This is a genomic window from Hymenobacter antarcticus (genome assembly GCF_039539545.1).
In the GTDB taxonomy this organism is placed as follows: Bacteria; Bacteroidota; Bacteroidia; order Cytophagales; family Hymenobacteraceae; genus Hymenobacter; species Hymenobacter antarcticus.
Genome location: NZ_BAABDI010000051.1, coordinates 1 through 15,213 on the forward strand (window position 1 = coordinate 1; position 15,213 = coordinate 15,213).

Annotated in this window: 12 protein-coding genes; all 12 read right to left on the reverse strand. The window is 54.8% G+C overall.

Going from position 1 to position 15,213, the window contains the following annotated elements:
• Window positions 1-4: 4 nt before the first annotated feature.
• The 12 genes from ABD819_RS20870 to ABD819_RS20925 all read right to left on the reverse strand — a co-directional run bounded on the left by ABD819_RS20870 (window position 5) and on the right by ABD819_RS20925 (window position 15,067).
• Window positions 5-1,117 (reverse strand): IS4 family transposase, encoded by a 1,113-nt coding sequence (locus ABD819_RS20870; protein WP_345127542.1) that lies wholly within the window; start codon window positions 1,115-1,117, stop codon window positions 5-7.
• A 163-nt stretch (window positions 1,118-1,280) separates the two neighbouring features.
• Window positions 1,281-2,357 (reverse strand): glycosyltransferase family 4 protein, encoded by a 1,077-nt coding sequence (locus tag ABD819_RS20875; RefSeq protein WP_345127544.1) that lies wholly within the window; start codon window positions 2,355-2,357, stop codon window positions 1,281-1,283.
• A gap of 55 nt (window positions 2,358-2,412) precedes the next feature.
• Window positions 2,413-3,555, reverse strand: a complete 1,143-nt coding sequence (gene rffA, locus ABD819_RS20880) for a dTDP-4-amino-4,6-dideoxygalactose transaminase (RefSeq protein ID WP_345127545.1) — start codon at window positions 3,553-3,555, stop codon at window positions 2,413-2,415.
• Window positions 3,556-3,618: 63 nt separating this feature from the next.
• On the reverse strand, window positions 3,619-4,350 hold the full coding sequence (locus ABD819_RS20885; protein ID WP_345127546.1) for a GNAT family N-acetyltransferase: 732 nt from the start codon (window positions 4,348-4,350) through the stop codon (window positions 3,619-3,621).
• Complete coding sequence (locus ABD819_RS20890; protein WP_345127548.1) at window positions 4,347-5,297, reverse strand: glycosyltransferase family 2 protein; 951 nt, start codon at window positions 5,295-5,297, stop codon at window positions 4,347-4,349. The genes ABD819_RS20885 and ABD819_RS20890 overlap by 4 nt, the downstream gene beginning before the upstream one ends.
• 39 nt (window positions 5,298-5,336) lie before the next feature.
• The gene (locus tag ABD819_RS20895; protein WP_345127549.1) at window positions 5,337-6,917 is read right to left on the reverse strand and encodes an ArnT family glycosyltransferase; all 1,581 of its coding nucleotides are present in this window, start codon (window positions 6,915-6,917) and stop codon (window positions 5,337-5,339) included.
• A gap of 267 nt (window positions 6,918-7,184) precedes the next feature.
• The gene (locus ABD819_RS20900) at window positions 7,185-8,396 is read right to left on the reverse strand and encodes a glycosyltransferase (RefSeq protein ID WP_345127551.1); all 1,212 of its coding nucleotides are present in this window, start codon (window positions 8,394-8,396) and stop codon (window positions 7,185-7,187) included.
• Window positions 8,397-8,457: 61 nt separating this feature from the next.
• Entirely contained in the window at window positions 8,458-9,366 is a 909-nt protein-coding gene (locus tag ABD819_RS20905; RefSeq protein WP_345127553.1) for a glycosyltransferase family 2 protein, read from the reverse strand.
• A gap of 10 nt (window positions 9,367-9,376) precedes the next feature.
• On the reverse strand, window positions 9,377-9,580 hold the full coding sequence (locus tag ABD819_RS20910; RefSeq protein WP_345127555.1) for a hypothetical protein: 204 nt from the start codon (window positions 9,578-9,580) through the stop codon (window positions 9,377-9,379).
• Window positions 9,581-10,686: 1,106 nt separating this feature from the next.
• Window positions 10,687-12,342, reverse strand: a complete 1,656-nt coding sequence (locus ABD819_RS20915; protein ID WP_345127557.1) for an LIC_10190 family membrane protein — start codon at window positions 12,340-12,342, stop codon at window positions 10,687-10,689.
• 88 nt (window positions 12,343-12,430) lie between these two features.
• Window positions 12,431-13,156, reverse strand: coding sequence for a glycosyltransferase family 2 protein (locus tag ABD819_RS20920; protein WP_345127558.1), 726 nt, complete (start codon window positions 13,154-13,156; stop codon window positions 12,431-12,433).
• Window positions 13,157-13,954: 798 nt separating this feature from the next.
• On the reverse strand, window positions 13,955-15,067 hold the full coding sequence (locus tag ABD819_RS20925) for an IS4 family transposase (protein WP_345127560.1): 1,113 nt from the start codon (window positions 15,065-15,067) through the stop codon (window positions 13,955-13,957).
• Window positions 15,068-15,213: the final 146 nt, after the last annotated feature.

The window sequence follows — 15,213 nt, forward strand, 5'->3', positions numbered from 1 at the left end:
TACTCTACCCCACGATTTTTACAGTTATTTGATGGTGAGTAACTTGCCTAATCAGCCAGTTCAATAAAGCATCGACCATTCGGGCTATTTTGGTTCCGGTTTTGGCAGCGGGGCGGGTGAGTTGGCGCACCATATTGAGGCCGTGGCGGCTAAGGCTCGTGGCGCGGTAGCCGTGGTTTTTGCGCACCACCGGCTGGCGCTGGTCCGCCGCCTGGCCCACGCTCAGGCAAAAGGCGTAGGCCAGGCTGACGAGGGCGACGAGTTTACGCAGCTTGTCGAAGCAGCGTAAGTGGGTGTTTCTTAAGTTAAATCCCCGGCCTTTTAGGTTTTGAAAGCACTGCTCGATGGTCCAGCGCTTCGCGTAGAACTGCCCCAGCGAGTGCAGGCCAGCGGTGCCAAAAAGAAAGATAAATTCACCCTCGGCCAGCGCTTTGACCCAGACTTGCCCCCAGACCCCATCCACTTGCACGCAGGCAAAGCGGCGCGACGCGCCCACGGCCAGGCCCAGGTCGGCAATGGCGCGGCGGCCCCCGTTCTCGTCCGTGAGCAGGTGGTGCTTGGGCAGGCGCATGACAAAGTTCAAGCCGTTGTCTTTAAGCCACTTCAGCCAGGTGTGACCCACAAACTCGCGGTCGCCCAGCACCAGGCCAATGCGTTCGCGGCCCAGCAGGGTCACGCACTTCTCGAGCACGGCAATGCGCTGGGCGGCGTTGGAATTACCGCTGCGGTTGTCGAGCAGTTCCCAATAGAGGGGCACGTGCCAGGTGTCGGAGCCCACCGTGACGAGCAGGATATTGACCTGACACTTGCCGAAATCCCATTCGGTGCGGTCAATACACAAGCGCAGCTTGCCTGTAGCCGGTAATAGCTTTATTATCAATTGCATAAAAGCCGAATAGTCGAGCGTCACGGCGCGGAAAAAGTTCTGAATCCGGGTTTCGTTCGAGGCGGGCAGGGCGTCATCGTTGAGGTGCTCGGCCACTTCGCGAAACTGGACGTTGCGGCTCTTAATCAGGCCAATAACGAATTGGGCGATGAATTTTTGCCGCGAGAGGTGGCCCACCAGGGGCACGTGCTGTAAAACGGTCGTAATTTTGGCGATGAGGCGTTGCTTCACGGGGCGGGAAGGGCTTTGGTGTGTTAGAACCACAAAGGTCGGCTCGCCCCGTTTTGCGGCTGCAATCCCCTCAAACAGGCAATAGAAGGCACCTTTAGACTCTAAATCGCTGCCTGTCAATTAACTAAAAATCGTGGGGTAGAGTACTATTCGCGCCAACGGCTTAACTAAATAGGTTTAGAAAATTGGCCGAATTAGACTCGACCGAATACCGTTCTTTTACAGTGCGCCGGGCGGCTTTACCCAGTTCCGTGCGCAAAACCGGGTCAAGTAGCAGCCCTTTAATGGCTGAATACCACTCTTCCTGGCTCACGCAGACATAGCCATTACAGCCATTTTGTACTACCTCGCTGTTCATGCCCACCGGCGATACAATGGCAGGCATGCCAAGCGCCATATATTGCAGGGCTTTGAATGCACATTTCCCTTTGGCCCAGGGGTCATCCTCCAGAGGCATCAGACCAAAATGAAAACTCAATAAGTCATCAATTTCAGTCATTTTGTTCCAAGGCATGAAATTCAACGACTTTAATTTCATGGGTAATTCGGGGGCCTGATTAGAAATTACCCGGAACTCGAAGTCTAGCCCTTCGGCCTCTAGTTGCGCCAACACGGGCAGCACCGGGAGCAGGTATTTGAGTGTGGAATGCGTACCCGTCCAGCCAATTATCAGCTTGCCCGGGGTAGTTTGGTTCCGGGTTCGGTTGTGCAACCTGATAGTATCAATCGTAGTAGGATTGATAACAGTATTAGGGTTGAACTGACGGGCGTAGGCGGCCAAATAGGCATTGCCGCAGCTATTTCTATAAGCCCAACGGCAGATATTATCCACTTTATTGTGGAATTTCATGTCTGCGGCTATGCGGTTAGCAGCCGAGGTGTTTGGTATCCAAATCGCATCATCAAAATCGTAGATAATGCGTTTACCAAACACTTTTGCGATAACCCATTCGAATACCGGCGGGCCAATCGGGGCGGCTTCGCGATGGATAAAAACATAGTTGTAAGCTGGTAAGGTGGGCAACAGCATGGCCCGCCGCGCAAACCCGGCGATGATGCCCAGGCCCTTACGCAGCATGTGTCCTGGCTTATATAAAATAGTCCAGGTAGCCTGACTGATAAAGGGCGCAAACTGATACGTGTGCCCTGCTTTTGTAAGCAAATCTAGGTATTGCTCGAAACGAAACCGCTGAGAGGGAGCCTGCCCTAAAGGATATGGAACAATAAAGAGAATATGCACAACACTATAAAATTTACAACCAGCACTGCCGAAACAGTTTTAATAATTTGGCGACTTAACGGTTTCGATAGAACTCCAGAATTGCTCCGATAACGCGCTGCTGCAAAGCCGGCGTCAGCTCGTAGTAGAGCGGCAGGCGAACCAGGCAATCGGTGTAAAAATCCGCCCAAGGTAGCTCGCGGCCATCGTGCTTGTCGGCGTAGAAAGGGCTTTTGTGCAACGACAGGTAGTGGAACACCGGCAGAATCTGCTGCTCGCGCAGGTACGCAATCAGGGCGGTGCGCTCGGCCAGGCTGGTGCATGTGAGGTAGAACATGTGACCGTTGTTGGTGGCGTAGTCCGGCAGGTTGGGCACGCCCACGCCGTGCTTACTCAGGCCGCTCAGAGCCGTATAGTAAACCTGCCACAGGGCCTTGCGCTGGTCCTGAATCTGGTCGAGGTTTTCGAGTTGGGCATACAGAAAGGCGGCGATAATATCGGAGGGTAGGAACGACGAGCCCATGTCGACCCAGCCGTACTTGTCGACTTCGCCCCGGAAAAAGGACGAGCGATTGGTGCCCTTTTCACGGATAATCTCGGCCCGCTGCGCAAAGCGCGGGTCGTTGATGGCCAGCATGCCGCCCTCGCCCGAGATAATATTCTTGGTTTCGTGGAAGGAAAAGGCCGCCAACTCGCCGAGGCTGCCCAGGGGTTTGCCATTGTAGTACGAGTCGATGGCCTGGGCGGCATCCTCCACCACGGCCAGCCCGTGGCGGGTGGCTATGGCCTGAATGGCATCCATGTCGCAGGCAATGCCGGCGTAGTGCACCGGCACAATGGCGCGGGTGCGCGGCGTGACCAAGGCCTCGATGGCAGCGGCATCGATGTTAGGATTGAAGGCGGTGCTGTCGGCAAACACGATTTTGGCCCCGCGCAGCACGAAGGCATTCGATGTCGATACGAACGTGTAGGACGGCACGATGACCTCATCGCCGGGCTGCAAACCGAGCAGGATGGCGGCCATTTCGAGCGCATCGGTGCAGCTGGTGGTCAGCAGCACTTTATGAAAACCGAACCGCTCCTCAAAAAACTGGTGGCAGCGCTTGGTGAACAGGCCATCGCCGGAAATCTTGCCCGAGCGTACGGCTTCTTCAATGTAAGTAGTTTCCTTGCCCGATAGGTAAGGCTTGTTGAACGGGATGGCCGTGGGAGTAGTCATAGAAAATAGTAGGCGGTGCAAACGCAGCGGCAAAGGTACGCAGGCGTGGCGGGGTGCTTACCCTTAAAGCCAGAGATGATAGATGTGCTCGACCTGCCACTCGTGGAAACCGCAGCGGCGGTAAAAGCCACAGGCAGACTCGTTGTCGAGTTGCGTGACGACCTGCAGCTCGGCCAGGCCCCAGGCGGCCGTGCGCTGCCGGGCGGCGGCCACCAGCTGCTGCCCGATGTGCTGCCCGCGGGCCTGCGCATCCACGGCCAGCAGGCCGATGTCGGCGCGGCCGTTTTTCAGGCCCAGCGTGAGCAGGCCCTGCGCGTGGCCGGTGTGCTGGGCATCGAACACCAACACTTCGCGGGCAATCTCATGGTTCAACGAATTCTGCAGCCAGCGCTGATAGAGGCCGGTGAAGACCGTGGATTTGAAATTAGTGTCGAGTCGGAAGCGCGAATACTCGCCGCTTTGCAGGGCCAGGCTTTCGAGCTGCGGGGTCCAGGTAGTGGTGGCCTGAATGGCCGGGCCGACGGCTTCAGACTGCTCGGCTGGCGCGACGGGCAGGGCGAATGTCACCTTGCGGTCGGCCAGCCACGCGCCGGCTTCCCGGGCGCTGGCGTTGCTGAGGGCATCGGCGGGCGCGACAACCAAGTAGAGCAGGCGCAGACCGGCGGCGCGGGCTTCGGCGACCAGCCGGGCCAGCTCATCCGGGAGTAGGGCATCAGCCGCCAGCCGGGCCACGCCGAAGCCGAGGCAGTCACTGTCCCAGGCCAGGGGCTGGAGAGCATTGGCGGGGGCACTCATGTGGTAGCGGGGGCAGCGGTATCAATATCAACCAAGTAGATAGGGCGGTTTTTCACCTGCTCGAAGGTTTTGCCCAGGTATAGCCCAACCATGCCGAGTACCGATAGCAGCAGGCCCGAGAAAAACCATACCGAAATAATCAGACTGGTGTAGCCCAGCACCTGGATATGCCCCGTCAGAAACCGCGCAAACGTTACCAATACCATTACAAAGGCCGAGGCCGATACCAGTAGTCCCAGCTTGATAGTCAGCCGCAGCGGTTTATCGGAATAAGCCAGAATAATATCCAAAGCCAGATTAATCAGGCTGCGAAAATTGTAACTACTCGAGCCTTCGGCCCGCTCGGCGTGTACCACGTTCACGGCGCTGGTCCGGAAGCCCACCCAGCGTACCATCGTGGGAAAGTAGCGGATACTTTCGCGCATGCGCAGCACGGCATCAACCACTTTGCGGTGATAGATGCCGAAATTGGCAATCGCGGGGTCCTGTTTAGTATCGGTGAGGTACGAGAGTACACCGTAGAAGGAGCGCGAGAAAAAGCGCTTGAAGAAGGTATCCTGGCGCTCGGCGCGGCGGGCAAACACGATTTCGGCCGGCTTTTCCTGGGCGTGGGCCAGCAGGGCCGGAATTTCCTCGGGCTGGTCCTGCAGGTCGCAGTCCATCACCACCACCCACTCGCCCCGGCTGTGGTCGAGGCCGGCCGTAATGGCGCGGTGCTGGCCGAAGTTGCGGCTCAGGCGCACGCCGCGCACGCGCGGGTCGAGGGCGGCCTGGGCCTGAATTCTACCCCAGGAATTGTCTGGCCCCCGGTCATCGACGAGGATGATTTCGAAGTTGTCGGTGATGGGTGCCAGGCTGGACTTGATGCGGCGCACCAGCTCATCGAGCATGGCCTCGGCCTGGTACACGGGGCTAACGACGGAAATATAGGGAAGCGGAGCAGCCAAAGGGCACGAGCGGTAAGTGAGCGAACAAAGCCGGCCTGCTTACGCAGCTTCGGCCGGAAGGGGTTGGGCCGGAGCCAGACGACGGTTCAGCAGCCGGTCGGCCAGCTCGCCCAGCAGCACGGCGGCGGGCAGTAGCATGAGTACGTCGGCTTGCAGCAGGTAGCGCATTTCGAGGTTGCGCATAATGAGACAGATGAAGAATATCATGCCCCCGACGAACAGCGCCACGGCCCACATGGCGGGCTCGCGGCGGTGCACCCACAGGGCCAGCAGCCCCACCAGCAGCAGCAGGCTGCGGTAGCCGAACAGTATCCGGATGGCCACATCTTTGGCCCCACCGAAGCTACCGTTGGTGCTCGATTTGAAAAAGGCCTTGAACAGGTTGGAGCCCGGCACGTGCAGCCAGTAGCCCACTGGGTGTTGGCGCGCGTAGCTCTGGCGCAGCGCGCGGAACCCCGCCCCTACTTCGGCGTTGCAGTTGTGGTTGCGGAAGTGCAGGTAGGTCGAGTCGTGCATCATGTAGGCCGTGTCGCGGTACACGGTGTAGATGCTGCGGTATATCGACTGGCCACTGCCGCCAGTAATGGGCAGGTGGGCAGCGGCGGCGGCTTTTTCCTGTTCCAGGCCGTAGTGGGTGCTGCTGGCGGCTTCGCGCTGCATAAAGAAGCTGGAGCCACACTGCCGGGCCAGCGTTATCAGCTCCTGGGCGCGGGCGGCCTCGGTGGCATTGGCAAATACGCCGGCCGGAAAGGCAATGGGGCCGCTGCCTTCGGCGATTTTCTCAATCCAGGGGTTTTCGTCGTTGGTCCAGGCGTGCACCCAGCTGCGGTACTCGTCCAGGTCTTCCTTGTGGCTGGCGTAACCAGCCGTCTTGGGCTTCAGCAGCTCGATGCGGTGGTAGCTGAGGTAGTTGCGAATGGGCCAGGTGGCGTACAGTGCCCCAAAGCCCAGGCCCACCAGCACGGCGGCCGTCCAGGCCTGGCGCCGGGCAAAGCCGCCCTTCTGCCACACTACCCATAGCAGCACGATGGGCAGAAACAAGCCCAGGTACTCGCGCGTGAACAAGCCCACCGCCACCAGCAGCCCCAGCCCGAAAGCGGCCCGGCCGCTACCCGAGTACCGCAGCATGGCGTAAAAAATCAGCAGTGTCACGTCCGTTGCCATCAGTTCGGTGTACACCATGGGCACCCAGAAGATGATGAACGGGTACGACGCATATAGCGCGGCCCCCACCCACGGCGCGAAGCGGGAGCGCGGGGCCAGCCGCCGCACAATGGCAAACACCAGCAGCACCGCCAGCGAATCGAGTACGACCTGCGACCACGCCGTGGCATAAATGGCGCGCACCGGCCCGAATAGCAAGTAGTGCAGGCCGTAGAACAGCGGGTAGCCCGGGAGCCGCCCGAACGCCGCGTCGGGCTCCAGAAAATCGAAGGTGAAGTGGCCCTTATCAATCAGGTTTTCGGCCGCCCACATGTAGGATGTGGCATCGCCGAAGGAGTAGCACAACGGCGCGGGCATACCAATATAGACCGGTGCACCGTACACCGTGAACAACGCCCGCAATACAAACGCGGCCAGCACCAGCCCCAGCAAGCCCTGTTTAATAGATAGTCTCATGTAGTCGGCCAGCGCCGTGGAATGCCAATGGAATCGGCGAATAAAAGGCCAAAGTTACGCGGCGGCCCCAGCATTGTGACCCTGGCAGGCCGCTAGCGCGTGAGGACAATTAACCGAAATGGTCTTTTGCAGCCGTAAAAACGGTCATGCTTCATCTGGCGTCCGCTTGTCGAAGCATCTCTACCGAACATATTGATACAACGAAGCGGTAGAGATGCTTCGGCTGCGCTCAGCATGACGGCCTTCGAGGCTAATTTTCCTCACGCGCTAGGCCGCGCCGCCCACCGGCAGGAGCGCGGCATAAGCCTCGCGGGCGCGGGCGCTGCTGCGGTGGCGCAAAGCCAGCTCATGGATGCGGACACGGTAGCCAGGCGCGGCCAGCAGGGTGCTGAGACGGGCCAGCGCGGCGGCCACGCTGCCGGGCCGGGTCACGTCGAATACCGCCCCACCGTCTTCGGCTTCGATAATGGCGGAATCGTCGCCCACACCGGGAGTTACCAGCACGGGCAGGCCATTGGCCCAATACTCGCCGATTTTGATGGCCGAGCAGAACAGCCGACAGGGCGCGGGCCGGATGGGCGCAAACGCGAAATCAGCCGCCGAGAGGTAATCGGCCACTTCGGCGTGCGGGGCCCTAGTCACGAAGGCATGCGCGGCACTCAGGTCCACGGCGGCCAGCTTGCGGCGCACGGCGGCCTCGGACTGGGGTGTGAGCACGATGAGGCGGAAGCCCGGCCCAAAATGGTCGGCCGCCGCCCGGAAAAGCGCAAAAGCCTCTTCATCGTAGTAGATATCGCCAAACTTGCCCACGTAGATGCCCACCATTGTCTCGGGGCCAGTGTAGCCCAGGCGCTGGCGCACCCGCTGGCGGGCAGTGGTGTCGAAGGCAAATGCGGTGGCGTCCACCGAGCAGGGCACCGTGACGATGCGCCCGGCCGGCACCCCTTCTCTAATGAGCTGCTGGCGGTAGTTTTCGGCCACGGGCATCAGGCCGAGGGCCAACTGCTTCTGGCGCTTCTCCCAGTGCCGCTGAAACAGGTAGCGCGGGTCGTAGGCCCGCCACACGCCCGATTCGCGCATGTAGTCGGCGTGCGGCTCGAAGGACTCGACGTAGAACGGCAGCTTGGTTTTCTGCCACACCAGGTAGGCCAGGGCCCCGGCCGGCGCGCCCCGGCCGATGATGAAATCAGCCCGAAACTCCGCGGCCTGCCGAATCAGCTCCTTCGGGAAGCGCGTAAAATCCTCCATTTTATTGAGGATGACGTTGCGGCCCGGTTTCGAGCGCAACGGCTCAAACGAGATTTTGGGCGTGGTAAAGCCCGGCGCGAACCTAAGCGCGGCCTCGGCCCCCCGCTCGATGGTGACGAGGCGGATGGCTTCTACATCAGGCCGCTCCTGGAGTAGGCGCAGGTGCGGGAACACGGTAGAGGTAGTTAGGCCATCGTTCAGGCCCCAGTAGCTTAGAAAAAGAATGCGCATAGCGTCGGTAACAAGGCAGATATGCTAAATAGTTGCGGATGGTCCGCCGTGGCGGCGGGCATCAGGCGCGCTGCTTTTTCAGCCAGCTCACCACGCCCGGGCCCACCACGCAACGGGCCAATAGCACGGCCGCTTGGGCCAGCGGCAGGTGCGGGGCCGCCAGCCGCGCAGAGCGCAGCGACTCGGCCCGGTGCCCGTCGGCGTAGGCATGAATGGCGCACAGGTAATATACCCGCCCCGTGAGCACGCCGCGCTGGGCCGCCGACAGCTGCATCCGGGCCAGCATCCAGCCCAGGGCCAACTGCAGGCGGCGCACCAGGGCCGTGTTGTCCGAGCGCATCGAGCGCTGGTCGTGGTCGTTCATGGTCAGCGTCACGGCATCTACGATATAGATGCGGTCGTGCTGGGTGTTTTCGAGCATGAACATCCAGTCTTCCACGGCCGCGTAGCTGCGGTCTTCCTCGAAGCGGCGCAAGTCGGGGTTCAGGCGGCGCACGCAAATGTTGCAGGCTAGGGCGTTGCCGCGCACAAAGGTATCGAGCCCATACCAGCCCTCGGGCAGAGTGGCCGTGTCGCTGGGAGCTATTACGCCGTCGCGGGCGAAGTCAAACTTCGTGGCGATAAAATTCGGCTGGCTTAGGGCCGCGATTTTGGTGTGCAGCGTACTCAGATGGTTGGGGCGGAAGATGTCGTCCGAATCGAGGAAAATAACGTACTCGCCGGTGGCCCGGACCAGGCCATAGTTGCGCGCCGCCCCTCGCTCGGCATTTTCCTTCGGCAGGTACTGAATGCGCGGGTCAGCCAGATACGGCTGTACTACGCCGGCCGTATTGTCCTTGCTGCCGTCGTCCACAATCAGCATTTCCCAGGCCACAAAATCCTGTGCTAGCACCGAATCCAGCGTTAATCCGATAAGGTCAGCGCGGTTGTAGGTGGGGATGACGATAGAAAAGTAAACGGAATCAATCATACAAGAGCCACTAAGTTAAAACTGTTGCCGACTGCTGATGCAGCAACTGCCGGATGACTGCGATAAGCAGTAATATTCTGGCTTCCGCGTCATTTTTGGTCCGGCCAAGTAATAGAAAAAGTTTTTTCGCTCCCAGACCATTAACTAGGCTATTTTCAAATCGCTTAAGCGTTTTAAGTAGCCGTTCAAAAGCAAACGAGTAGAAGAACATCACGCAGAGCATTCTGCGCATCAAGCAGAGACAAAATATATCTCATATAACTGTGAATCAATTATTTAACGATACAAACGCGATACTTCGCTGGGGTGCAACCCAAATTGTCGCTTGAGTATAAGTCATTGACAATAAGTAAATTGCAATAAAAAATAGCCTTTTAAACAAGATGCGAAGCATGATTTAGGAGACGCTCTTTCATAACGACCTTGTGTAAAGTATTGATAATGGTGTTTTTAAAAAATCAGATAATCGGGTAAGCGACAATTTGGGTTGAACCCCTTCGCTGCGCTCTGCATGACAGTTACTTTTGCTTGAGCACTTAGCTCTACTTTAACAAGTTAATCAAGTTACCTAAGCGTTGTGCATTTCGCTACAGGAACTGCGTGCTGATACGTTCGGCGGCCCTAAGCCACCTGAAACTGCTGCAGAAACAGAGGCGAAATGGTCATTCAGCTAGCACTGATGCTATACTCGGCGCGAAATAAAATGCGCAAATCGGCTGGCCGATGTAGAGACGCGACCCTTCGCATCTCGGCGTTGAACAATAATGATACGGCGCGAACGCAAAGACGCGAAGGGTCGCGTCTCTACCTCGTTTTTGCAAGCCACTTCGCGGTGAGTATAACCTGCCAAAGTAGAGTTAGAAACCGCTTCGGAAACCGCAAACTGCTTTCTCTGCTGCCGGGTAACATACCTAGGTAGCATCTGGTCTGCACCGATACACTTTTATCAGTAAGCTTGGCGCATCTGATAACGGCAGTTTATGATTACCTGCCAGTGTTAAACGTCATGCCAAACTGACCTACAACCTATTACTTTTCAGACTTTATTTATGGCAAGTAGTTTGAAGGAACTGTTTTACCATTTTAGAACATCATGCTGAGCTTGTCGAAGCATCTCTACCGCTTCGTTGAATAGCGCACATGACGCGGTAGAGATGCTTCAATAAGCTCAGCATGACCATATTTTTGTAAAATCAATTTCATCAAACTATTCATAAGGGGATTAAGTGCCTGGAAATAGATTAATTTCGTGTTGCCTCATTTCCAAACAAAATGAACGTAAATCAGAAAGCTAACGGCTATCTGCTAATGGCTCATTGTCTACTTCGCAATATAGAACCCATTTTGAAGGGTTGTGCCTCGCAGCATTAGCTTATCGTTCGCAAACGGCGTGCAGGGTAAGTTTAGGTTATAGCACTGGTCGTCCATAACAGGCACCTGATAGTCAAAATTCGTGTGATACCGCTTTACTTTTACCATCGAGTCAGCAACGTAAGGTGCTGGTGTCAACCATAAAGCTGAATCGGCGAAGAAACCTTTGTCATACCTTCTATACTGCACAAACACCACCAGCAGCGCGACAATGAGCGCAAAATGCAGATTATCAGCACTGAAAAACTCATAGTTGCTCAATAGCGATGCCAGGATGAAGGCAAACTGTACGGCAATGAACCCTATCGCGAAACGAGGGTCTGGTGCCATTTTAAACCAAAAAAACAGGTTTACCAGAACAACAAGTTGTAGCCTCATTATCATCTGTTGCTTTTTTAAATAAGCAACCACTAGCAACCCCATTCCTAACAAGTCAACCGATAACAGTATCTGATAGAATAACCCAACCCCTTTGAACCATCTGGGTAACCACTCGCTCATGCTGAGTTTTACCACTTGGCTCGGAAGTAATTTGGGAATTTTAGCCCAGGACTCTACCCAATCCTTCTCTTCAATGACTTTATCCAGAGGCACTTTCCAATCAACTGAAAAGATATCCAAGGCGGGAAAAGGATAAACCAAATATCCGGAGAGGTAATAGTTGCGAACCAGAAATGGCAGTAATATTACTGCGCCTACCATTATGGATAAGAACACCTGCCGAATGACATTGCCTTTCCAAAGGAATGGTAAAAGCAGCACCAAGAATACGGAACTGAGCTTAAAGGAAACGCAAGTAAAAATCAGCAAATTCAAAATAATTGAATCAGTTGCCTTCGAGTAAACCAGCTTGCTTCGAATTAAAAAGAAGAAGGAATAAATTATCAGCAGTGAACAGATTAAGTCAGGGGCCGCAGTATTCAGTTTTTCGGGCAGCATTCTTATAATCAGCAGCATGGACACCCCGCAAAATACTCCAAACCATTTGCTGCCCTTTCTTAAAGCTCTTGTAGTTTCGCGATAGAGCGTAAAGACTACCACGATAAAGCAGACGGAGTTTACCGGAAATATGAGTGTATTTTTGATAAAGACAGAAAACAGCGATGATAGTATCAGGAAGTGCGAGTTAAAGGCAAATCTTCCATGTAAATTACCCAATCCAGGCACTACCGCGAAGTGGCGAATCCACTGAATATTCTGAATATAATACAGCGCTGTATCTCCTGGCAGTATCATACTTACTGCAATCGTCATTGTCAGAAAAGCCACCATGAGCATCACTCCCAACTCCCATTTTGAAGTCAACCTGAGTGCATTGACCATATTATTTAGGTCAAATCTGATTTTAGAAAAGTTGAAAAACACCTGTAGCAGTGCAGCACCAGCAACAATGGCAAGGGCAGCATTTCCAATTGGAAAGAAAATAGAGCTAATGCTGACAATGCCGCCAATAAATAGCAACCCTAGGAAAAAAGTCTCATCAATACTTTGGGAACGAACATCGTGTTTCTCCTTTATCAGGACAGCTAATATCCTTCTGAAGGAAATACCCGTAATGTAGAATATAAAAAACACTGCAAACCACAATCCAGCAAGCAAAAGCATAGCTACTCTATTACAAAGCCCGAAAATTCATCCAAGTACGCAGAAAGCCACACCAAATACTGACCTTCTGTTATTTCGTTAGCGCGGACTATTGCTTTAAAAGACCGTATTTCAGAATACAATAGATGGCGCGAACGCCATCACGCCAGCCTATTTTTTTCCCTTCCGCGTACGTTCGCCCATAATAGCTGATACCAACCTCGTAGATACGAATGTCTTTTATGCGGGCTGTTTTGGCAGTTACTTCCGGTTCAAAACCAAATCGCTTCTCCTGCAAACTTAGTCCTTGAATGATATCTCGTCGGAACAGCTTGTAGCACGTCTCCATATCAGTCAGATTAAGGTCCGTACACATATTCGATACGAATGTGAGAATTTGATTACCAATACTGTGCCAGAAGAAAAGAATACGATGAGGGTTTCCCCCCATAAACCGAGAACCAAAAACCACGTCTGCAAATCCCTTGAGAATAGGCTTAATCAAAGTATTATATTCTTCCGGGTCATATTCTAAGTCAGCATCCTGGATAATCACATAATCACCGGTTGCCTCCCGAATGCCCGTGTGCAGTGCTGCTCCCTTACCCTGGTTTACTGCATGTTCTAGGATACGCATACCCATTTCCGGATACTGCGCTGCGTACTGCTTGATAACTTCGACAGAATTATCACTGGAACAGTCATTGACAAGTATTATTTCTTTTGTGATGCCGTTTACCAGCGTCAACTCTCGTAGTAAATCGAGAATCTGATGAATCGTACGAGCCTCGTTATAGACTGGGATGACGATTGAGAGTTTGTCAAATTTTATCATAGGAAATATTAAAAGTTCTCGTTTGAAAGTAAGTGGTCGTGCCTAAATAATCGTCATTAAAAAAAGGGTGTTATGCTGAGTGCAGTCGAAGCATCCCGCGTGTGGAAGTAACTCAATCGATTGGTTTACTGCTGCACGCGAGATGCTTCGACTGCGCGGACATTAGATGAGCATGACGTTCAAATTTATGTCAATTATTTATCGTTAATTACTTCGCTGGTATGCTGCGATATGGCAAAGATTAAATATAATTATTACCAGGCCATTTTTCTTCAAAAAAATCCAGTAGGCTTACTTAGTCGCGCAAGTTCAATTCCTGGGGGTTTCGCACCGATAAATTGCTAAAACCGACTTATTAAAATAGCGTACCATGACTGGGCCGACCATGCCCCGGTACCCAGCTATATAAATTTTATGGTTTAGGTTCATTCGTGTAATTCGCGGTGTTTAGGATATTATGGGAGACGCAAAGATAGGACTGACTCACTACTCTACCCCATGATTTTTCAATCAGTTGTCAAACAGCTATTTGTGAGTAAACCGTGCCTTCTGCCGCTTGTTTGAAGGGGTTATAGGCTAAAACGGGGCGGGCCGACCTTTGTGGTTCCAACACCTCAACGCCTTTCCCGCCCCGTGAAGCAACGCCTCATCGCCAAAATTACGACCGTTTTACAGCACGTGCCCCTGGTGGGCCATCTATCACGGCAAAAGTTCGTCGCGCAATTCGTTATCGGTCTGATAAAGAGCCGCAACGTACAATTCTGCGAAGTGGCCCAGCACCTGAACGATGCCGCTACTCTACCCCACGATTTTTACAGGTATTTGATAGCGAGCAACTTGCCTGATTAGCCAATCCAACAAGGCTTCGACTATTCGGGCCAGCTTGGTTCGGGCATCAGTGGCGGGGCGGGTAAGTTGGCGCACGATATTTAAGCCGTGGCGGCTCAGGCTCGTGGCCCGATAGCCGTGGTTTTTGCGCGCCACTGGCGTCCGCCGGTCCGCCGCCTGGCCCACGCTCAGGCAACAAGCATAGGCCAGGCTGACGAGTGCAACGAGTTTGCGCAGCTTGTCATACGAGCGCAAGTGGCTGTTTTCCAGGTTGAATCCCCTTCCTTTCAGGTTCTGAAAGCACTGCTCAATCGTCCAGCGCTTCGCGTAGAATTGCCCCAGCGAAGTCAGGCCGGACGTGCCGAAGAGAAAGAGAAACTCGCCCTCGGCCAGGGCTTTGACCCAGACCTGCCCCCAGACGCCATCGACTTGCACCTGGGCAAAGCGGCGTACCTGCCCCACGGCCAGGCCCAGGTCGGCAATGGCACGACGGCGGCCGCTTTCATCCGTCAGCAGGTGGTGTTTGGGCAGGCGCATGACGAAATTCAACCCGTTGTCCTTGAGCCATTTCAACCAGACGTGGCCCACAAACTCGCGGTCTCCCAGCACCAGGCCAATCCGCTCGCGGCCCAGCACCGCCACGCAGACCTCAAGCACGGCAATGCGCTGGGCCGCGTTGGAATTGCCGCTGCGGTTGTCGAGCAGTTCCCAGTACAGCGGCACATGCCACGCGCCGCAGCCCACGGTCACGAGCAGGATGTTGACCTGACATTTTCCGAAGTCCCATTCGGTGCGGTCCAGGCACAGGCGTAGCTTACCGGTGGCCGGTAACAAGCTTACGACCAGACGAGCAAGCACTAAATAGTCAAGTTTCACATCGCGGAAGAAGTTCTGAATCCGGGTTTCATTCGAGGCGGGCTTGGCCGCATCATTCAGGTGCTGGGCCACTTCGCAGAACTGCACGTTGCGGCTTTTTATCAGGCCGATAAGGAATTGCGCGATAAACTTTTGCCGCGACAGGTGGCCCACCAGGGGCACGTACTGTAAAACGGTCGTAATTTTGGCGATGAGGCGTTGCTTCACGGGGCGGGAAAGGCGTTGAGGTGTTGGAACCACAAAGGTCGACCCGCCCCGTTTTAGCCTATAATCCCTTCAAACAAGCGGCAGAAGGCACTGTTTACTCACAAATAGCTGTTTGACAACTGATTGAAAAATCATGGGGTAGAGTA